Annotated in this window: 23 protein-coding genes; 8 read left to right on the plus strand and 15 right to left on the minus strand. The window is 69.0% G+C overall.

What is annotated here, in order from left to right; translation table 11 throughout:
• Positions 1-49 precede the first annotated feature (49 nt).
• Positions 50-238 carry a hypothetical protein gene (locus KY462_04300; GenBank protein MBW3576955.1) on the minus strand — a complete coding sequence of 63 codons (189 nt, stop codon included), beginning with the start codon at positions 236-238 and terminating at the stop codon, positions 50-52.
• On the minus strand, positions 239-448 hold the full coding sequence (locus tag KY462_04305) for a hypothetical protein (GenBank protein ID MBW3576956.1): 210 nt from the start codon (positions 446-448) through the stop codon (positions 239-241).
• Between the two features lie 55 nt (positions 449-503).
• On the opposite strand from KY462_04305, the gene KY462_04310 reads away from it, so the two are divergent.
• A complete protein-coding gene (locus KY462_04310) occupies positions 504-1,463 on the plus strand; it encodes a potassium channel family protein (GenBank protein ID MBW3576957.1) in 960 nt (319 codons plus the stop codon).
• A 239-nt stretch (positions 1,464-1,702) separates the two neighbouring features.
• Positions 1,703-2,449: a hypothetical protein gene (locus KY462_04315; protein ID MBW3576958.1), complete on the plus strand. Its 747-nt coding sequence runs from the start codon at positions 1,703-1,705 to the stop codon at positions 2,447-2,449.
• A 182-nt stretch (positions 2,450-2,631) separates the two neighbouring features.
• Here KY462_04315 and KY462_04320 read toward each other — a convergent pair whose 3' ends face one another.
• The 7 genes from KY462_04320 to KY462_04350 form a co-directional block, all read right to left on the minus strand.
• The gene (locus tag KY462_04320; protein MBW3576959.1) at positions 2,632-3,258 is read right to left on the minus strand and encodes a c-type cytochrome; all 627 of its coding nucleotides are present in this window, start codon (positions 3,256-3,258) and stop codon (positions 2,632-2,634) included.
• Positions 3,259-3,388: 130 nt separating this feature from the next.
• Positions 3,389-4,228, minus strand: a complete 840-nt coding sequence (locus tag KY462_04325) for a cytochrome c oxidase assembly protein (GenBank protein ID MBW3576960.1) — start codon at positions 4,226-4,228, stop codon at positions 3,389-3,391.
• A complete protein-coding gene (locus KY462_04330; GenBank protein MBW3576961.1) occupies positions 4,222-4,641 on the minus strand; it encodes a hypothetical protein in 420 nt (139 codons plus the stop codon). Before KY462_04330 ends, KY462_04325 begins: the two co-directional genes overlap by 7 nt.
• A 68-nt stretch (positions 4,642-4,709) precedes the next feature.
• The gene (gene ctaD, locus KY462_04335; GenBank protein ID MBW3576962.1) at positions 4,710-7,226 is read right to left on the minus strand and encodes a cytochrome c oxidase subunit I; all 2,517 of its coding nucleotides are present in this window, start codon (positions 7,224-7,226) and stop codon (positions 4,710-4,712) included.
• A 35-nt stretch (positions 7,227-7,261) separates the two neighbouring features.
• Positions 7,262-8,230, minus strand: a complete 969-nt coding sequence (gene coxB / locus KY462_04340; GenBank protein MBW3576963.1) for a cytochrome c oxidase subunit II — start codon at positions 8,228-8,230, stop codon at positions 7,262-7,264.
• 137 nt (positions 8,231-8,367) lie between these two features.
• Positions 8,368-9,489, minus strand: a complete 1,122-nt coding sequence (locus KY462_04345) for a HAMP domain-containing histidine kinase (protein MBW3576964.1) — start codon at positions 9,487-9,489, stop codon at positions 8,368-8,370.
• A complete protein-coding gene (locus tag KY462_04350; GenBank protein ID MBW3576965.1) occupies positions 9,486-10,037 on the minus strand; it encodes a transcriptional regulator in 552 nt (183 codons plus the stop codon). Before KY462_04350 ends, KY462_04345 begins: the two co-directional genes overlap by 4 nt.
• Positions 10,038-10,253: 216 nt before the next feature.
• Between KY462_04350 and KY462_04355 the strand changes: the two genes are divergently transcribed.
• Together KY462_04355 and KY462_04360 are read left to right on the plus strand one after the other, a co-directional pair.
• A complete protein-coding gene (locus KY462_04355) occupies positions 10,254-10,361 on the plus strand; it encodes a peroxiredoxin family protein (GenBank protein ID MBW3576966.1) in 108 nt (35 codons plus the stop codon).
• 27 nt (positions 10,362-10,388) lie between these two features.
• Positions 10,389-10,940 (plus strand): peroxiredoxin family protein, encoded by a 552-nt coding sequence (locus tag KY462_04360; protein MBW3576967.1) that lies wholly within the window; start codon positions 10,389-10,391, stop codon positions 10,938-10,940.
• A gap of 66 nt (positions 10,941-11,006) precedes the next feature.
• Here KY462_04360 and KY462_04365 read toward each other — a convergent pair whose 3' ends face one another.
• Complete coding sequence (locus KY462_04365) at positions 11,007-11,957, minus strand: TIGR04348 family glycosyltransferase (GenBank protein ID MBW3576968.1); 951 nt, start codon at positions 11,955-11,957, stop codon at positions 11,007-11,009.
• 250 nt (positions 11,958-12,207) lie between these two features.
• Here KY462_04365 and KY462_04370 point away from each other — a divergent pair, with 250 nt between their 5' ends.
• Positions 12,208-14,034 (plus strand): glycoside hydrolase family 15 protein, encoded by a 1,827-nt coding sequence (locus tag KY462_04370; protein MBW3576969.1) that lies wholly within the window; start codon positions 12,208-12,210, stop codon positions 14,032-14,034.
• Between the two features lie 246 nt (positions 14,035-14,280).
• Here KY462_04370 and KY462_04375 read toward each other — a convergent pair whose 3' ends face one another.
• A complete protein-coding gene (locus KY462_04375) occupies positions 14,281-14,865 on the minus strand; it encodes a hypothetical protein (protein MBW3576970.1) in 585 nt (194 codons plus the stop codon).
• A 50-nt stretch (positions 14,866-14,915) separates the two neighbouring features.
• Entirely contained in the window at positions 14,916-15,548 is a 633-nt protein-coding gene (locus KY462_04380; protein ID MBW3576971.1) for a response regulator transcription factor, read from the minus strand.
• A 169-nt stretch (positions 15,549-15,717) separates the two neighbouring features.
• Here KY462_04380 and KY462_04385 point away from each other — a divergent pair, with 169 nt between their 5' ends.
• Positions 15,718-16,179, plus strand: a complete 462-nt coding sequence (locus KY462_04385; GenBank protein ID MBW3576972.1) for a hypothetical protein — start codon at positions 15,718-15,720, stop codon at positions 16,177-16,179.
• Between the two features lie 6 nt (positions 16,180-16,185).
• On the opposite strand, the gene KY462_04390 is transcribed toward KY462_04385, so the two are convergent.
• The 3 genes from KY462_04390 to KY462_04400 all read right to left on the minus strand — a co-directional run bounded on the left by KY462_04390 (position 16,186) and on the right by KY462_04400 (position 17,944).
• A complete protein-coding gene (locus tag KY462_04390; GenBank protein ID MBW3576973.1) occupies positions 16,186-16,626 on the minus strand; it encodes a hypothetical protein in 441 nt (146 codons plus the stop codon).
• Positions 16,627-16,776: 150 nt separating this feature from the next.
• Complete coding sequence (locus KY462_04395) at positions 16,777-17,190, minus strand: pyridoxamine 5'-phosphate oxidase family protein (protein ID MBW3576974.1); 414 nt, start codon at positions 17,188-17,190, stop codon at positions 16,777-16,779.
• A gap of 37 nt (positions 17,191-17,227) precedes the next feature.
• Positions 17,228-17,944 (minus strand): hypothetical protein, encoded by a 717-nt coding sequence (locus tag KY462_04400; protein ID MBW3576975.1) that lies wholly within the window; start codon positions 17,942-17,944, stop codon positions 17,228-17,230.
• A gap of 306 nt (positions 17,945-18,250) precedes the next feature.
• On the opposite strand from KY462_04400, the gene KY462_04405 reads away from it, so the two are divergent.
• Complete coding sequence (locus KY462_04405; protein ID MBW3576976.1) at positions 18,251-18,577, plus strand: hypothetical protein; 327 nt, start codon at positions 18,251-18,253, stop codon at positions 18,575-18,577.
• Between the two features lie 71 nt (positions 18,578-18,648).
• Positions 18,649-19,638 (plus strand): glycosyltransferase family 9 protein, encoded by a 990-nt coding sequence (locus KY462_04410; GenBank protein ID MBW3576977.1) that lies wholly within the window; start codon positions 18,649-18,651, stop codon positions 19,636-19,638.
• Positions 19,639-19,714 lie beyond the last annotated feature (76 nt).

Below are 19,714 nucleotides of genomic sequence, written 5' to 3' on the forward strand. Positions count from 1 at the left end.
CGAGTCACCTTGGCCTGTCGGAGGGTGTCGTCTCGGAACCGTCTCTCCCTCATGGCATGATCGGCCGGTTGTCGACGAGACGGTCGAGTCCCTGGCGTCTGAGCATGGCGACCGCCCCCCGCAACATGAACAAGGAGGCCAATGCCAACGAATCTGCCGGGAGCCCGACGGCTCCTGCAGCGGTCGACCCGACGATCGCACCGAGCGCGACCGTCACCGCAAAGTCGAACGCGGTCATCTACGAGAACGCCCGCAGACCGATCACTCGGCTGAACGCGATCAACAGTAGGTAGATGGCGAAGGCTGATGCCACGGTCCCGGCTGCGAACGACCGGTCCATCGACCACGACGACGGCACGACACCCCCCACGTTGTGCGCGGCCTCGGTGAACGGGATGCTCCGGCGACGTCGCCGCGGCCGGGCGCAACGCCGTCCGAGCGGCCGCATGCTCGGTTCCTGGACCGCTTACCGTCGCCGTGCGTCGTCATCCGGTGGAGGCACGGTGGATTGGTGGATGCTTGCTGTCGGCGCCGTCCTCGTCGTGGTCGCCGCGGTAGACGCGGTGTCGACGAGTTTGTCGCCGAGCACACGCGCCGGCCCGCTGACCGGCGCCACGACTGCGGCGGTGTGGGCGGCGATATCGCGCATACCGGGCGGCATCCCTCGTGTCACCGCGGGACCGCTCATCCTGACCCTCACCGCCGGTTCTTGGCTGCTGCTGTGGGTCGGATGGGCGCTCATCTTCTCTGCCGACCCGTCGGCGGTCGTCGAGGCGTCGACCGGTCAACCGGCGGACCTGTCGGGCCGGTTCTTCTTCGCTGCCTACACCGTCTTCACGCTCGGGCTGGGCAACTACGTCCCCGCAGGCTCGTGGGAGAACATCGCATCTCTCGCCCTCATCAACGGACTCGGGTTGGCGACGCTCGCGATCACCTACCTGGTACCCGTCGTCACGGCCGTGACCGACCGACGCCGGCAGGCGGCGTTCATCGCGTGTCTTGGCAGCGGCCCGTCCGACATCGTGCGGAACACCGCTGAGGGTGGTTTCGCCGCGATCGGATCGTCGCTGCCAGCCCTCACCCGCGACATCCTGCTGACCGGCGAACGCCACCTCACGTACCCGGTGATGCACTACTTCCGAGGGATCGACGAGCGCAGCGCTCTCCCGGTCCAGCTGGCGGCGCTTGACGACGCCCTGTTTCTGATCCAGGCATCCGAGCACCGCCTCGATCCCGGATTGGTTCGTCAGTTCAGGGCGGCCGTCGACAGCCTGCTCGACCTACGCGCCACCGAGGACCGCGACATCGACGCGCCGCCCGTCCCTGACTTCGGCCTTCTCGATGACCTGGGCATCGCAAACGACGCCGAACGCCTGAGCCGCGACCTGAAAGCGAATAGGCCCCGGCGACTTCGACTGCAGGCCTACCTGGAACGGACGGACTGGCGTTGGCCACAGCACTGATCGGTGATCAGCTTCGTCGAGGTCGTCGGCACCGGCCGAGGGCAGGACCCAAGCCTCCACGCTCCAGGCGGTCAGGGCGCCCGCCGGGACGAGGTTGCGCCGGACGTGCCGGAGTCCTGACGCCGTCGTGCGTCTTCGAGGTCGCTGCGATCCGCGACCGGCATGGCATCGAGGCGGCCTGGACGCCGGCGAACGCCTCCGTGTCGTACCGGCCTCTGAACGACCGCTGAGAGCACGCGGTGGAGAGCCTGATCGCGGCGCTGGGCCTCGGCCTGCTGCACGCCGGGGCATCGGCTCTGCGGTTCCTCGATCGGGTCCCCCGCAGCCGCTGGCTGTCGGCAGCCGGCGGGATCGCCCTCGCGTATGTGTTCGTGCACCTGCTGCCCGAACTCGCCAAGATCCAGGCGGCGGTGAACGAGTCGGGCGTCCTCGCCGGCCTCGAGCGGCACACGTACCTGGTGGCGCTGGCCGGGATCGTCACTTTCTACGTGCTCGAAAACGTGGCCCGCCGCCCGAGAGGACGTCCCGTCGAGGGAGCCGCGACCTCGGGCGGCTTCCTACCTGACCGTCCGGATCGGGCGGCGCATGCGATCGGCTGGATCCACCTCGCGTCGTACGGCCTGTACAACGCGATCATCGGGTACGTGCTCGTCGAGCGCCAGCACGTCGAGGACGCCTCGCTGTGGCCCTTCGCCTTCGCGATGGGCGTCCACTTCCTCGTCAACGACCACGCCCTGCGCCAGCACCACGGGGCGCTGTACCACCGGGTCGGCCGGTGGCTCGTATCGGCCGCTGTCCTCAGCGGCTGGGCGCTTGGGCAGGTGGCGAGGCTGGATGAAGCCGCGCTCGGCCTTCCGCTTGCGTTCATCGCCGGTGGCGTCATCCTCAACGTGCTGAAGGAGGAACTCCCCGCGGACCGGCAGAGCCGGCTGCTGCCCTTCATCGGCGCGGCTATGGCCTACGCCGTCGTCCTGCTCGCGGTGTGACCATGCCCTCAGATGTAAAGGGCGAGCCGCCGCTTGGGCCGGCACCCAGTTGGAGTCCATTTCCGAGGCTGCACGGCCTTACTGCAGCGGGGAAGGCGCAGGTGGAGGACGCGTTCGGCCGATCGTCGTGCCGTCCGGGGCGCGCGGGCGTTGCTCGGCGCATGCGGTCGTGCCTTCCATGCTCAGGTCTCCAGGTCACGGCGGCGTTGGAGGTACTCGTCGCGGCTCAGCTCGCCGGTCGCGTAGCGCCGATCCAGCTCGTCGCGCGCGGGGGACCCCGGCGCGGAGACGGAGCGGCCGCCGCTGCCCTGGTGGATGACCCACACGATGGCAGCCACCGCCAGCACGACGAGGGCGAGCACCAGCAGCGTGGCGAGCAGCATCACGATCCCGCCCTGCATCATCCCGCCGTCCATCCTGTCTCTTCGCCCCCCCATACCGTCGTTGCGAGGACCGAAGTTGCGGGGACCGACCGGCAGGGAGTCGAGGTAGGCGATGACGTCGGCGATGTCCTGGTCGGTCAGTCGGTCCCCGAAGGCCGGCATGGGCGGCTGGGTGGCGCGCCCGTTGCGGATGGTGAGCTGGACCCCTTCCCGGGTGAGGCGTTCGACGGCTCCGCGCAGCGAGGGATGCATCCCCATCATCCCGGACGCGTCGCGACCGTGGCACATCGCGCAGTTCCGCTCGAAGACCTCGCGTCCGGAGGTCTCGCTGTCCTGCGTGCCTGCCGAAGCGATCGCGGGCTGTAGAGCCACCACCGCCAGCACCATGAGGGCGAACGGCGTGAGCATCGACTGTCGTGCGTGCACGGCCCACCCTCCCCGGCACCGCCGACCGTCGACGGTACGACCGCATGGTAGGAGTGGCGTCCGGACGCTCGTCAGCGCCGCGCAAGGCTCATTTCGGTAAGTCGCCCCGCGCGGCGTGGAACGGCTGCCGTCACCCGGTGGCTCGTTCACTGCGGTGGATCCACGACACGAACAGTGACAGGCCGATCCCCATGTAGATCATCCCCGCCGGTACCCACATCAGCACCCCCGCGAGTTGCTGGTCGGCCAAGGGATCCAGGCCCCACACCCCGGTCGTGGTCGTGTACGCGTCGTACCACGGCTCGGTCGCGAACGTGAGCAAGACGGAGAGCAGCACGCTCGCCATCGCGGTGCCGAAGATCAGCAGCAGCGCGAGACCTCCCGGGACGTTGCCCCCGCGGCCGCCGATCATCACCCGCCAGAGCAGGATCGCGGTCGCGAGGAAAGTCACGTGCTCGATCGCGTGCACGGCCCCGCTGCGCACGGCCGCGTCGTAGGCCGCGGCACTGTGCCACGTCCACAGTGTCGCAACATGCAGCAGCCAGACGGTCGCCGGGTTCGTCGGTAGAGCGGCGCGCGACGAACCGAGCCACAGCCGCCGCAGGTGGCTAGGAGCACGCCGCACCAGGAGAGGGCTGCCTCGCAGCAGGCGGCTGCCCGGGGCGCTCGCGGCGAACAGCGGGGCAGCGACCAACACGATCAGCACGTGCTGCACCATGTGCGCCGAGGCCAGCGCTGCGGCCATGCGCTCCAGGGGGGAGACCAGCGCCACCGCGAGCACCGCAACCGCGCTCATGAACGCCCTCGCCCGCCAAACGTCGGCCGGTCGGCCACTGCCCACGGAACCCTTGCGGTGCAGCCAGACGGCGCCGACCAGCGCGAACAGCAGCACCGGATGAAGGTGCCATGCTGTCCACACGTCGTGGGGAGCTGCAGGCTGCCCGGTGTGTGCGAGGAGGTTGTTCAACATGGACCGAGGACCATCGCCGGTGCCGCCGTGAAGGCCACCGCAACGATCGAGAAGAGGCTGAGCAGGAGACCCGCGAACGCCAACGATCCTCGCCGCCGATCGTCGTCGAGCTCGCCCGACAGCTCGGACGCGTCATCGGGGGCCCCCTTCAGGACGTCGACGCTCGCGCGCCACCGCCGCCACGCCCACCACGCGGCGGCCGCACACAGCGGCACGGCGATCACGGTTGACACCCACGTCACGACCACCGGTACCGGCGGGTTGAACACCACGAGGCCGGGTCCACCGCCCGTGCATCCCGCCTCGGCGACGAGGTAGACGACCATGAAATGGCTGAACCAGATGACCGGGCCGGCGAGCAACACGGCCCATGTGCGTCGGACCGACCGATCCGCGGACAGATCGACCGGCACGGGGGTGCCACGGGTCGGTGACCGGGCTCCCGCCTGCGTCGAGTCGTCTGCGTGGTTCTCGGGCGGTGTCATGTCAGGTGCGGCCCGAGGTAGAGCGTGCCGAAGCCCACGAGCCAGACGACGACCATGGCGACCCAGAACCGGGCGACGTTCGTGACCGGTGCGTACCGTCGGCTCGTGTAGATGCCGCGCACGGCCCAGTACAGCGTGGCCGCGACCATGATCACCGCCGCGGAGAAGACCGTCACGACGAAGCCGGTCACCGTGAAGAAGATGGATCCGTAGGCGTGGTCGCGCAGGCCGAAGCCGACACGCGAGATGTCCCAGATCTGTACGGACGCCGCTGCGATCGCCAGCGCCAGCCCGGTGGCCAGACGCGCCATGAACGCCGACTGCTCGCTGCGGGCCAAACGACGGACCGCCGCCTGGACAGCGCCTGCGCTGCTGAGGACCAGCGCCGCCGCGACGATCGGCCAGGTGAGCGAGGGAGCGGTGACGCCGTCCGGTGGCCAGTCCGGGTTCTCGAGCCGGAGGTAAAAGTAGCTCAACAGCAGGCTCGCGAACGCGATGGCGACGAAGAGGATGGCGAGGCCCATACCCCACCGGGCGATGACGACGCTGCCACCGGCGTTCACCGCGACGTCGTGCTGTCGTTCGAACTCCGATTCGTCTTCAACGGTCATCGGCGGTTCCGACGGCCAGTTCCAGCCGATCGCGGCGATGACGACGATCGCTGCGGCGAACGCGGCGCCCCAACGCAGCTTGACGAGTTCGCTGAGGAAGATGAGCGCGACGCCTCCGCCCGCGATGAGCGGCCACAGCGACGGGTCGGAGACGCGGAACACCTCCTGCGGTCGGGCGTCGGCGGTCCCCACGACGACCGCTGCTCGCCACCTCAACGGCCATTGGGATAGGGCGTGGACGAAGCGTTCGAGGCGTTCCTCGCCGCGATCGAGCTCCCGCTGCTCCCACAGCGGGTGACGGCTGCGGACGATCGGGACGACCGACCAGCCGTGCTCGAGTGGCGGTGACCGGACCGCCCACTCCAACGTGTCGGCGCCCCAGGGGTTGTGGCCGGCGGGTTCGTCACGGCGCCAGCTGAGTACCAGGTTGAGGATGAAGACGCCGATGCCGGCGAAGGTGATCAGGACACCGATGGAGGCGATGAGGTTGGGGATCTCCCAGCCCAGCCCGCTGTCGTACGTGTAGACCCGCCGCGGCATCCCCATCAGCCCCACACGGTGCATCGGCCAGAACGTGACGTTGACGCCGACGAAGAGCAGCCAGAAGTTCCAGCGGCCGAGTCGGTCGTCGAGCATCTTGCCGGTCAGTTTCGGCCACCAGTAGTAGACGCCTGCGAAGATGGGGAACGCGACACCGCCGATCAGGACGTAGTGCAGGTGCCCGACGACGAAGTACGTGTCGTGCGCCTGGAGGTCGAACGGAACAGCGGCCACCATCACGCCGGTGATACCGCCGATGACGAAGATCACCAGGAAGCCGAGGACGAACAGGAACGGTGTTTCCCAGACCGGCCGGCCGGCCCAGATGGTGGCGAGCCAGGAGAAGATCTGGACACCGGCCGGTATCGCGATCGCCATGCTTGCGGCGGCGAAGAAGCTGAGGACCAAGGGTGACAGGCCACTGGTGAACATGTGATGTGCCCACAGCGCGAACGACAGGAAGCCGATCGCGATCATCGCGGCGACGAGCCAGGTGTAGCCGACGATCCGGTGCCTCGTGAAGGCCGGCAGGACCATCGAGACGATCCCCGTTGCGGGGAGGAACTGGATGTACACCTCCGGGTGACCGAAGATCCAGAACAGGTGCTGCCAGAGCAGCGAGCTGCCGCCCTGCTCGACGTCGAAGAACTGGGTGCCGAAGCCGCGGTCGAGCTCGAGCAGCAGGCTGCCGATGATCAGCGGCGTGAACGCGAACAGGATCATGAACGAGGTCACGAGCATCGCCCACGCGAACAGCGGCAGCCGGCTGATCGTCATCCCCGGCGCCCGCATCTTGCAGATGCCGATGATGATCTCGACCGCGGCCGCGATCGCCCCGACCTCGGCGACCCCCAACCCGAGCACCCAGAAGTCCATCGCGAGACCGGGCGAGAACTCCGGACCGCTGAGTGGGGTGTAGGCGAACCAACCGTTGTCGGGGACGAGCTGGAACAACGTGCTGCTGTAGTACATCAAGCCGCCGAAGAGGAACGTCCAGTACGCGAACGCCCCGAGCCGCGGGAACGGCATCTCGCGCGTCCCGAGCATGAGCGGGAGCAGCAGGATCGCGAACCCCTCGAAGATCGGCAGGATGACCAGGAACATCGTCACGGTGCCGTGGTTGGTGAACAGCTCGTTGTACAGCTGGGGACTCACGAGCGAGTTGTTGGGTACAGCCAGCTGCGCACGCATGACCAACGAGTCGAAGCTGCCGCCGAGCAGCAGGAAGAAGAACCCGGTCAGCATCAGCCGGGAGCCGATCTTGTCGTTCTGCACGCCCGTGAGCTGACCCCAGATGCCGGGCGGGTCGGCCCAGAGGCGATCGAGCTCCTCGTCGGTGCGTGGCTCGTCGACGACCGGCATCTCGGATGTCGGCGGTGGTGCTCCGGAGGTTGCGCTCATCGGGTGGCGGTCAGGTAGGTGATGAGCGCGTCGAGCTGTTCGTCGCTCAACGCGGTACCGGGCATCGCGACGCCCTCTTTGATGGCGTGCGGATCGGTGATCCATCGCGCGAGGTTCTCGCGGGTGTTCGGCAGCGTGGCGGCTCCCAGCGTCCGCCTCAGTGGCAGGTCGGTCAGGTCCGGAGCCGGCGTCCCGCCACCCGACGCGCCGCGCAGCGCATGGCAGTTGACACAGCCAGCGCCGACGAAGACCTGGCGGCCCCCTCGCGCGTCCGCAGTGGTCGGTTCAGTGAACGTCTGCTGGCTCGAGATCCACGATCGGAAGCTGTCGGCATCCTCCGCAACGACGACCAGACCCATCTTGGTGTGTTGCAGGCCGCAGAACTCGGCGCACCTGCTGCGGAACTCGCCCGGCACGTCCGCTCGCACGACCAGGGTGTTGGTGCGGTCCGGCATCATGTCGAGTTTCCCGCCGAGCTCCGGCACCCAGAAGCTGTGGATGACATCGGCAGATGTGAGGCTGATGGCGATGTCGCGTCCGACCGGCAGGTGCAACTCGTTCGCTGTCACGACGCCTTCCCCCGGATAACGGATCTCGTACCAGAACTGGTGCCCGGTCATCTCGATCTTGAGCGCGTCGGCGGGTGCGCTCGACGGGACATCGGCCATCGTCTGCAGCGTGGCGGCGAACACGACGACGATGATGACCGCCGGCATCGCGACGCCGCCCACGCCGATCCAGCGAGTGACCAGCTGCCTGTGGCGTGCCATGTCGGGTGCGTCGTCGGACGCCTGGCGACCGAGACCCGCCAGCAGCAGCGCAGCGAAGATGACGAAGACGACCACGCCGAGCGCGAGCATCAACCACCAGAGGTCAGCGATCGCCTCCGCCACGGGACCCCGCGGATCCAGCGCGCCTGCGCCGGCCGGCGCCATCGCCGTCTCGAACTCGCCCCATGTCCGCAAGAGACCATCCTCCCGCCGGACGCGACACCCCCCAGCCAGCGCTGGAGCGTCCCCGATCCATCGCCGCACGCTAGCTGGCTGTCACGCCCGCTCGTCGTCGATCCCGACGAGCGACGCCGGCGCCGCGGAGCCGGCGCTCAGCCCGGGGTGGGGAGCAGGGGGAGGTCGAAGTGGAACGCGGTGCCGCCGTCGATCCCGTCATCGATGCGGATGTGGCCCCGGTGGCGCATCACGATCCGTCGGCAGGTGGCCAGCCCGACGCCCGTGCCGGGGCGGTCAGTGTCGCCCCGTGCGAACAGGTCGAACAGCCGCTGACGGTCGTGGGCGGCGATCCCCATGCCGTTGTCGGCCACGGTGATGTGCACGCGACCGCCGTCGACCACCGCGCGGACGCGCATCCGTAGCGGTCGGTCGAGGCGGCGGAACTTCACGGCGTTCTCGACGAGGTTCTGGAACAGCTGAACGAGCTCCACCTCGCTGACCATGACGGCCGGCAGCTCGTCGACCTGCAACTCCGCGTCAACTTCGACCAGCCTGGCGTCCAGTCTCGCGCGGACCTCGGCGAGGGCACGGTTGAGTTCCACCGGGGTGTGGGGTGGGTGGGCGCTGCCGAACCGGGCGACCGCGAGGATCGCCTCGACCTGCTGGTGCAGCTGGTCGGCGTTCCGGACGATCGCCTCGACCAGCGCGCGGGAGTCCTCGTCGAGGTCGCTGTCGGCGAGCAGACCGGCCAGACCGGCGATCACCGCGAGCGGCGTACGCAGGTCGTGGGACACCACAGACGCGAACCGGTCGAGCTCCTCGTTGGACGACGCCAGCGCTGTGTTCGCCTCGCCCAGCGCGCGAAGGGCGACCCGCAGACGCTGCTTGGTGTGCTCCAGTCGGTGGATGTCGACCGTTCGGGTCAACTCCGCGAAGGCCCGGGTCGTGTCGCGGCGCGGAGCGAACCGGATGACCGCGGACTCGCGGCCAGGTAGGCGCGCACCGTCACCGCGGTGGGCGACGCCCCCGAAGCTCAGCGCGCCCGGCACAGGAGAGCTGCTTGCGAACCAGCTGGCGACCCGCCGCTCGACCGTGTCGGGGTCGTCGTCAGCGAGCGCCTCCAGCGAATCTCCGCCCCGCTGCGCCCGGACCTCGCGGTCGAACCGGCGGCTCGTCGCGATCAACTTGCCGGCGCGGTCGATCAGCGCGGCCGGCTGCCCCAGTGCGTCGGCGATCGCAGCGAACGACGCGACGACCGCGACGTCGTCGTCGCTCATGAAGTGTCCAGACCCACACGAGCAACCGGGAAGTACTCGCGGCCCTCGGCCATCTCCGCGTCATCGGTCTCACGGAGGTACACGACGACACGGCATCCGGCGTCACCCCGTGCGATGGCCTCCTGTAGATCGACCTTGGCGTAGCCGAGGTTCTCCGCGGCGATCGCGCCGAACACGTTCGACGTCATCATGCACAGCGAGGGCCGTCCGTGGACCTTGTCCCCGAAGGGGCACGCACGGTTTCCGAGGACGATCCGGTCGTCGTCCTGCGAGATGACGAAGAAATCGCCCTGGATGCGGCGCTTGAGGTCGACGAGCACAGCGGCGACCTGTTCACGGTCCAGGCGTGCCACGCCCAGCGCTCGCCGGTAGTCAGCGTCGAGCTCACGACCCATCGTGCCACCGACGACGCTCACGAACCCGGACGCATCGTCCAGGCCGACGACGTCCTGCAACGCCCCCGTGAGATGACGAAGGAGGCTTCGCATGAAGCCGTCGCGCTCCAGGGTGATCGCTGCGGCATCGAGCGGACGGGCGCCCGCCTCGATGCCCGCCGGTTCGCGATCTCGACTTTCCGGATCGGGCGATGACGGGCCCACCGATGACCTCCCCGTCGGGGACTCCAGGAGGATACTCCCGATCCTCCCGTCGGTTCGGTGACAGTCCATGCAGACGACCACGGCGGCTGGTTGACGGCGGGCGTCGCCTGGTGGAAGCTGGAAGGTGGCGCAAGGGACCCCGCAGCCAACGAGACGGGAGCTGCCGTGACGGTGCCTGACTTCGCGCTCACCGACCAGGCCGGCCAACCCTGGACGCTGTCGGAGCACCGCGGGGACGTGGTGGTCATGGTGTTCTACCGTGGCGACTGGTGACCGTTCTGCAACGGGCAGCTCGCCGGTCTGGCTGAGCATCACGGGGATCTGACCGACGCTGGGGCCCGCGTGGTGGCGATCAGCGTGGATGAGCCGACCACCAACGCCGCGCTTGTGGACAAGCTCGACCTTCCTTTCCCGATCTTGAGCGACCCCGACGGCGAGGGGGTCATCCGACCCTACGGGCTGTGGCACGAGGACAAGGGCGTGGCTCGGCCAGCGGTCGTGGTGGTGGGTCCCGACGGTGAGGAGCTGCTCCGCCAGGTTGGTGGGGAGTTCTCGGACCGCTTGAGCGAAGCGGAGCTGGTCGAGCGGGTCCGGGCCTTCGCCGAGGACCGCGACGTGCAGCCGGTCGACCAGCCACCTCCGGCGAGCGAGGAGCCCGATCCCAGCGACGGCGCGTTCCCCCCCGATGCCATGACGCCGTACTTCAAAGGCGTGAAGTTCGCCGCGATCGCCCTCGGGATGCGCGCGCCGCAGGCCAAGGAACAGGCCGACGCCCTGCGGGCGGAGGCGGAGCGCTACCTCGAGGCGACCCGCCACCGCACGGAAAGCGCTCGACGAGAAACAGGCGAGTAGTCTCGCCATGTCACCGGGTCCGACAGGGCCCGCTGCCGCGTGCCACCTCTGTCGCCGTTGCGATCGTCAGAGGCTGGCGAGGAGCTGCTGCCAGCTTGCGCGCTCCGTCGCGGGGTCGACCAGCGGGGCGAGTCGGGCGCACGCGTGGCGCAGCGACCGCTGCAGATCGGCGTCGGTCTCGACGCGGTACAGGATCGCCGCGAGGTCGGCGGTGTCGCCTGGGGTGAAGTACCCGGGGTAGTCCTCTCCGAGGATGCCCACCGACCCGGGGATCCGCGACGCGATGATCGGGACCCGGCAGGCAAGTGCTTCGGAGACGACGTTGGCACCGCCCTCGGAGGTCGATGAGAGCACCATGCACCGCGAGCGGGCCAGGATCTGAAGCGCGTGCCGGCGCGGCAGTTCGCCGAGCCAGGCGTAGCGCGGGTTGGTCGCCATCTCCTCCTTGGCGGCGCGGCCCAGCTCCTCGTCGAGCACCCCACCGGCGTGCACGACCCGTATCCGTGATCGGGCCGGCAGCAGCCGGGCGGCGCGCCCGGTGCGCAGCGGGTCCTTGACCTTGCGCAGGTGGGCCAGGACCGACACCTCGAACAGGTCCGGAAGCGGGCGGCGCGGACCCGGCGGTGGGACGGCGGACTGCACCACGACCTGAGCGCGGGGTTGCAGCTGCGCCGGTAGTTGTTGGACAGCGAGGGGCTGCAGGACCACGTAGCGGTCGGCGAGTTCCAGCGACCGGCGCGCCTCCGCGTCGGTGTGGATGTCGCGGTAGACGTCGGTGCCGGTCAGGGCCAGCACGATCGGCCGCTGGGGATGGCGCTCGTGGAAGCGGGCGATCGATGTTGCGCTACGGCGGGCGTGAAGGGCGACCAGGACATCACAGGGCTCGTCGTCGTACGACTCGCCCACCTGCACGCGGTGACCCAGGTCGCGCAGGATCCGTGCCCACCGTTGGGCGGTGACGCGGTTGCCCCGCGTCGACTGTGGCGGGGCGGGAGTGACGACACAGATCCTGTGCACGGGCAGGCATCCTCATGGCAGGTCACGGCTTTGCGCCAGCAGTGTCGTGGTCGGAACCAGCGACGAGGTCGCCGACCGCGCACGAAGGTCCGGGTACGACTGCACCTTGTTCGATCGCGGATCCGCGCAACCCCGTTGACGCGAGATCGACGAACCGCCAACTTCACGAGCGTGTCGGAGACTACCGGCAACCCATGGGAAGAAAGGGCGCGCTCGCGGGTTGCCCTGACAGAACGAAGGAGTCGCCACAGTGAGCCACCACCCGATCGGTGAGCACGCGTTCCTCTCGGATCTGCACTCGGCAGCGCTGGTGGACCGTGATGGCACGGTCGACTGGCTCTGCTTCCCCCGGTTCGACTCGGCGTCGGTGTTCGGCGCGCTCCTCGATGACACGGCCGGGGAGTGGCGACTGGGTCCACGGCAGCAGGCCGACATCTCGCGCCGCTACCTCGACCGGTCGCTGGCGCTCGAGACGACGTTCACCACCCGCGGCGGCACGGTGACGGTGACGGATGCTCTGACGCTCGGGGAGGACCCTGGCGGGCACCTGCTCGGGCGCGACGCGCCGCACACGCTGATCCGGATCGCCAGGTGCGTGGAAGGTGAGGTAGGGATGCAGATGTCGTTCCGGCCGCGACCCGAGTACGGACTGGCCGTCCCGCTGCTGCGGCGGACCGAGACCGGCGTCGCCACGTGGGGCGGCCCCGACCAGCTGACGTTGTCCACGCCGGTACCGGTGGAGACCTCCGACGGGCAGGCGACGGCGACCTGGATGATGGCCGCAGGACAGGAGGCGTGTTTCACGGTGCAGTGGACGCGCTCATGGGAGAACGATCCGGAGGTGTGGACGGCGGAGACGGTCCGCCAGCAGCTGCAGATGACGGTGGAGCGGTGGCAGGCATGGTCCCGCCAGCATCAGGCTTACGACGGTCCGTGGTCCGACCTGGTGCACCTGTCGGGACGGGTTCTGCAGGGACTGACGTTCGAACCCACCGGTGCCGTGGTCGCCGCGGCGACCACGTCGCTGCCCGAGTCGGTCGGCGGGGAGCGCAACTGGGACTACCGCTACGCGTGGGTACGGGATGCGAGCCTAACGATGAACGCGCTGTGGGTCGCGGCCTGTCCCGACGAGGCCGACGCGTTCCTGCGGTGGATGGTGGGGTCGGCCGCCGCCGATCTGCGTGACGGCGGGCAACTGCAGATCATGTACGGGGTCGGTGGTGAACACGACCTGACGGAGCGCGAGCTCACGCACCTCAGGGGGTGGAGAGACAGTCGACCGGTGCGGGTGGGCAACGCCGCTTGGGGTCAGCGCCAGTTCGACGTCTTCGGTGAGCTACTCGACGCCACCCACCGGCTGCGAGAACAGATCGGCGACCTCGACCAGCCCAGCCGGCGCTTCCTCACCGACTGCGCTGACGCTGCGGCGCAGTGGTGGCCAGAGCCCGATCAGGGGATCTGGGAGATGCGCTCCCCCCCGCAGCACTTCCTGTACTCCAAGCTGATGTGCTGGGTCGCCCTCGACCGGGCCATCGACCTCGCCTCGTGGCTGGACGCCGACGACAAGGTCGCGGGGTGGGAGCAGGTCCGTGAGCAGATCCGCGACGCGATCCTGTCCGACGGGTGGAACGAGCGCGCGGGAGCGTTCACCCAGTCGTTCGGCTCCGAGGTCCTGGACGCCTCCGCGTTGATGCTGGCGATCACAGGGTTCCTCCCGGCCGGCGATCAGCGGATGCAGGCGACGATCGCGGCGATCGAGGAGCACCTCACGGACCAGCGTGGGCTGGTGTACCGCTACGAACACGCAACCGATGACGGCCAGGAGGGACGAGAGGGCACGTTCCTGCTGTGCAGCTTCTGGCTGGCGCACTGCCACGCGCTCGCAGGTGACGTTGCCCGCGCCCGGGACGTCTTCGAACGGGCGATCGCGCCCCGCAACGATCTCGGGTTGCTCGCAGAGCAGGTCGATCCGACGTCGGGGGAACTGCTCGGCAACTTCCCGCAAGCCTTCAGCCACGTCGGCCTGGTCAACGCCGCGTGGGCGATCAGCCGCGCGGAGCGTGAGAATCGCCCGTAACCCGGCATCGACGCGCCCGGTCGGCGGACCGGTTCATTCAACGATGCCGATGGACGAACGGTTGATCAGTCGTTGAAGTTCGATGGCGGCTTGCGGGGTTGTCGATGGTGAGCCCAGTCCGACCGGACCGGGCATCACCGTGATCCGGCTGTTCGCGGGCGCCGAGGAGACGATCGCGTCGACGACGTCCCGAAGGCGCCGGGAGTTGCCTGACCGCGCGACAGTCACCTGCCGCCGGTGCGCTGGCTAGCCGACGACGGCCGCGTAGACGATGCCGACGACGAGACCGAACACGGCGTGGCCCATCAGCAAACCGACCGGGGTCATCGCCCCGTAGTTCTTCGCGAACAGTCCCGGTTGCGCGATGTGGATGCCGTCAGCGTCGTGGCGCCAGCTCTGTCCCCCGGTGAACTGCGCGGCGGCCTCCATGCGCGGGTGGGTGTGGCCCATCATCTTCATGACGACCCCGGCGACGACGCCGTGGATCAGGCCGACGATGAGGCCGGTGATCCAACCGGCGGTTCCCAGCAGCCCCGCGAAGATCACGGCGTAGAGCAACCCGAACACGATCGTGCCCATAGCCACGTGGGCGAACATCCCGACCTTCCTGGCGGTGTCGGGGTCGTCGCTACCATCGCGTCCTGGATCAGGGGCATAGGCGGCATGTTCGTCATCCCCATCGCGATGGACATGCGCATCAGCGCGGTCATCGCGATCGTGCCGGCGAAACCCGCCAGCAAGCCAGCCCAAATGTTGAACGCCATACGAACCTTTCCAGAAGCCTTGCTTCGTTGGTAAGCCTTCGGGTGCCTGGGCGCAGGCGCGCAACACGGTCGAACGAATGTCGGATCACCGTGGAATAAGCCGTGCCGGCTGCCGGGTTACCGGCGGTGCGTATCCATACCGGCTCGCACGAGCGCCGCCGCGAGTCCCGCCGCGAGCTCCGTGCGGTTGCGCATCCTGAGCCGAGACAGGATCCGGCTGAGGTAGTTGCGGACCGTGTGCGGCGAGATGTTGAGCCGCGCCGCGATCTCGCTGTTGGTCGCTCCCGATACGACCAGGAGGGCCACGTCGCGCTGTTGCGGGGTCAGCTCCGCGAACAGATCATCAGGATCGCGGCTGCCGTAGGTCTCCAGGATGTGTGTGGCCCGCTCGAGCAGTTCCCTGTCCTCGTCGCGTAGCGTCGCGACCAGCCGTTCCCGACGGACGATGCCCGCCGCGCCGGCGAGGACCGCCTGGACGAAAGCTTCCTCCTCGCTGGTGGTGGCGACCACCAGGCATCGGATCCGCCGACGGGCGTCGAGCATACGTCGACACAGGTCGATGGCCTCGTTCGAGGTCGGCATCCGCACGACCACGGCATCCGGGTTCGTGGACAGGATCTGCAGGAGACCGTCGTCATCGGTCGCCGCCGCTCCTGCGAGAGCGAGCCCGCGGGCTTGCTCGACGTCGCCGACGAGATCATCGCGTCCCTGCTGATCGGTGTCGGCGATGAAGACACGGATGTCGGACATGACCATCCGCTCCCTTCGTCGGATCGCGGCATTGACGGTCCGACCCTAGGCCAGGCGTCGCGCGCGTGACGGTCCTCGGGGCGGTCCGGTACATCCGTCCCCCGACGTTCGGCATGCTGTTCGCCCGGATGCGCCGGCAGACTCCACAGCGAACGCACAGGAGGCAGCGGTGCAGCGAGACCGTGCCGAGTCCGACGTCTCCTCGCGGGGCTCGGGCGCGACCGTCCCCGCCGCGTCGCACCTCGAAGAGTTGTACGCCGCATGCTGTCTGTACGCCGGTGGCGACCGGGCCGGGGAGTCGCTGCTCGTCAGCGTCCTGCCGTCTCTCGTCGCGTGCCCTGCCGGCACGGACCCGAGCACGCTGCACCGCCTGACCTACCAGGCGGCGGCCGATCTCGGCCGGATGCCTCCCGAGGAGCCGACGCGGGGTTCGGACCTGCACCGGGCGATGGCGGGGTTGCCACTGCCCGCTCGTGCCGCCGTGTACCTCGTCGATGCGGTCGGGATGCGCTACGTGGAGGTCGCCGCCGTGCTGGGCATCGATGCCCGAGACGTGTCCGGCCTCGTCGCATCCGGCCGCCGGCAGCTGCGTTCGTTCCTGTCGACGGGCGCACCCGACTCGTTGCGCTGACGGGGGTCAAGCCGTCCGTGTCCGGTCCGTGACGAGTTCCTCGGTCGTCGCCTTCGCCACCGCGACGTACACCGCTCCGAGGACGACGCCGAACATCAGGTGCCCGACGAGGCTCATCAGCGATGTCTCGTTGATCTGGAACGGCGGCATACCCATCCGCAGCGGCATGATCAGCAGCGGGCCGAGCACCCACCAGATCGCCCCGTAGACGACTCCGAGACCCAGCCCCGAGCCCCAGCCGGAGACGCCGCGGGCGAGCGTGAGCCCGAAGCCCGCGCCGATGATCGCCGAGATGATCAGGTGAACGGTCCACCCCAGTGCGGCACCGTCGCCGCCGACGAGTCCGGCGATCATCCCGATCATGCCTTGCATGTGCATCATCGCGCCGAAGACGACGCCGCCGACGACGCCGGCGACGACGCTCGTTCCGATCCTCTGCGTGGCCATGTGGTGTCCCTCCGTCTCGAGGGCCGGTCCGGGCCCTCGAGACTGGGTAACCCGCCGCGTCGCCACGCCATTCACTGTCGTGGCTCGTGCCCGACACGACCTGCGTTTGTCCATCGCCGTCGGCGAATGGAACGGCGCACCGATTGAGCGTCAGCTCTGAGCGCGCCAGCCGGCCAGGTCGGTCACGCGAAGCACGATCAGCCGGTCGATCGCGTCCGGATCGCGGTAGGCCTGGTACCTGGCGGCCAGGGCGGCCACCGCATCGGGCGCCCGTTCGGGCGCGGTCACCGACGCCCGGCAGTGTGCCCGGACCCACCAGAGCCCCGTCCAGTCGTCGCTGTAGTGATCGGCGAGCAGCACGCAGCGAGGATCAGCCTCGATGTTGCGGACGCGTTGCAGAGTGGTGTTGGCCTTGGCTTTCACCCGGTCGACGGGTGTGACGAGGTCGTCTCCCCGCTCGGCGAAGACGACCGGCACCGCGTCGACGCCACGCTGCTCATGCACCGTGCCGAGCACGGCGGACCTGGCCGAGTTGAGCAGCTGCCAGCACTCCTGCTCGTTCATGTGTGCTCGGCCCCGACGACAAGCCAGATCGAGAGACCTACCGCGGGACTTCTCCCTCCCCCAGGAAGTCCTTGAACTTCTGCTTGATCTGTTCGAGCATGTCGGTTGCGATGATCGACTCGTCGGGGTCGGCGGTGTCCCCGGCGGGGATGTCGAACTGCAGTTCCTCGGCGTACGGGGCGTCGCGTCCCATCACGAACGCGGCGGCGGTGTCGCCGTAGAGATCCCGCGCCTCCTGGATCGTCCGGCGACCTTCCATGATCTCCACCGCCAAGTTGAGCGTCAGCATGTTGAACGGCTCATGGTCGCAACGTGAGCCGATCTGCCCGGCGGTCCGGTCGACGATTGCGCTGCCGTCGAACGTCACCACGTCGGTCGCTCGTCTGGGGTCGATCGGGTAGTCGATGTACTGGGTCAGGAAATCGGTGTGCGGCGTTGGGAAGTTGTGCACCACCTCGTCCGCGCTGAGCTCCATCCGAGCCCACGGGCCGGCGCGGTACCAGAACAGCTTGGTCGGTGTCGCCTCGTTGGGGGGACCGTAGTGTTCGAGGAGCTTCTCACCCACGGTCCTCGGCGCATCCGGCCAGTCCTCGATGATCGCCCTGGCGTCAGCCATCAGGACCGACTGCTTGTGGCCCAACTCTGACGCGGACGCCCCTTGCGCCTTCAGCCGTTGCGCACTGGCCTGCGTCTTCATGAGCGCGGCCAGCCGCTCTCGTGTCTGCGTCCTGAGGTTGTCGTCCCCGGATCCCATGACGTTCCTCCTTCGCCGAGATGTTGGGCTGTCCACGTGCGCTCACGGGCCAGCGAACACCTGCGTGCAGCAACCCACAACCGGATCGCGTGTCACAACGTCCAGCCGATCCGATCCGGCCTCCGCAGCCTGTCGGGCATGTGCGAGGTTCCCGCCACAGCGATGGCGTTCGTCGGTCGGGATGCCAAGGCGGCCGCGCTCGAGTTCCCCACTGCGAACTCGTCCGGTAGGCGACGCCTGTCGAACCGACCTGGCCGGTCTGACCGGACACGGTGGACGGCGTCGGATGGCGCGTAGCCTGCCGACATGCGCATCTACTTGGTTCACTGGAACGCTCAGGAGGCCGAACAGCTGGCCGGCGACCTGCGGGAGCAAGGCCACGAGGTGGCGGTCGAGGCTGAGGATGGCGCCCGCGCCGCCCACCGGATCTTCGAAGAGCCCCCCGACGCGGTCGTCATTTCCCTGCGGCGCCTGGCATCCCACGGTCGTGAGGTTGCCGTGCACGTCCGAAGCCGCAGCGACGCCCCGATCATCTTCGTCGACGGCGACCCCGAGAAGGTCGACGCCGCCGCCGACGCCGTCCCCGGCGCCGTTCACGTCAGCTGGGACCGGTTGTCGTCACAGCTGCGCTGATCCGTTGACGTCGATGTGAGCGCTGAACGTCGCTGTCCTGGTGCCGGCGACGGCTGTCCGGCGGGGGCACCGTGACGGGAGCCGTCCTCGCCTACCGAACGCTGGGTCTCGGAGACCTCTTCACCGCCGTCCCAGCGCTTCGCGGACTGCGCCGCGCTTTCCCCGATCGCGACCTCGTGCTCGCCACCCCAAGTTGGCTCGCGCCGCTGGTCGACCTCATCGACGCCGTCGACCGCCTCCGCGTCACCCCGGAGCGGGGATCCGTCACGGGCCGCTTCGACGTCGCGGTCAACCTCCACGGGCGTGGACCGCAGAGCACGCAGATCGTGGCGGACGTCGAGCCCGGCCGACTGATCGCATTCGACGCCAGCGGGGTCGAGTGGCGCGCCGACGAACACGAGGTGCACCGTTGGTGTCGCTTGTTGCAAGAGCACGGCATCGCGTGCGACCCCACAGATCTGGACGTCCCGATCCCGCACGCTGATGTGGCGCGGGGCGTCACGGTCGTCCACGTGGGCGCCAAGGCGCCTGCACGCCGATGGGTTCCTGCACGGTTCGCCGCCGTCGCCCGCGCGCTCCCGGATGTCGTGATCACCGGCGACGATGACGAGCGTCCCACCGCCGAACGCGTGGCCGCAGAAGCCGGCCTGTCCGACGATCGGGTGCTGGCGGGGCGCGTCGACCTGCGGGAGTTCGCGGCCCTGGTCGGCCACGCCCGTGCGGTGGTCACGGGCGACACGGGGGTGCAGCACCTCGCCACGGCGTTCCGCACACCGTCCGTGGTGCTGTTCGGACCGGTCCCGCCGAGCGAGTGGGGACCACCCCCCGAACGCACCGAGCACATCGCGTTGTGGGCGGGGCGGCGCGGAGATCCCCATGGCCGTCGCACCGATCCGGGGTTGCTCGCGATCGGTGTCGAAGACGTGCTCGCGGCGTACGAGACCCTCGCCGATCGGGGGCACGTGCGAGACCGGTTCGTTCACCGTGCACGCATGCGCGATGACGGGGTCAGGCGCACCTTCGACGCGAACGACGGGGAGCGCCCCCGCGGGAAGCAGTGACGACCTCGCGGACGCGACGTGGGCCGAGCGTGAGGTCGCCGCGATCATGGGACGCACGAAGGGCGATCTCGACGAG

Source organism: Actinomycetota bacterium (genome assembly GCA_019347675.1).
GTDB lineage: Bacteria > Actinomycetota > Nitriliruptoria > Nitriliruptorales > JAHWKO01 > JAHWKW01.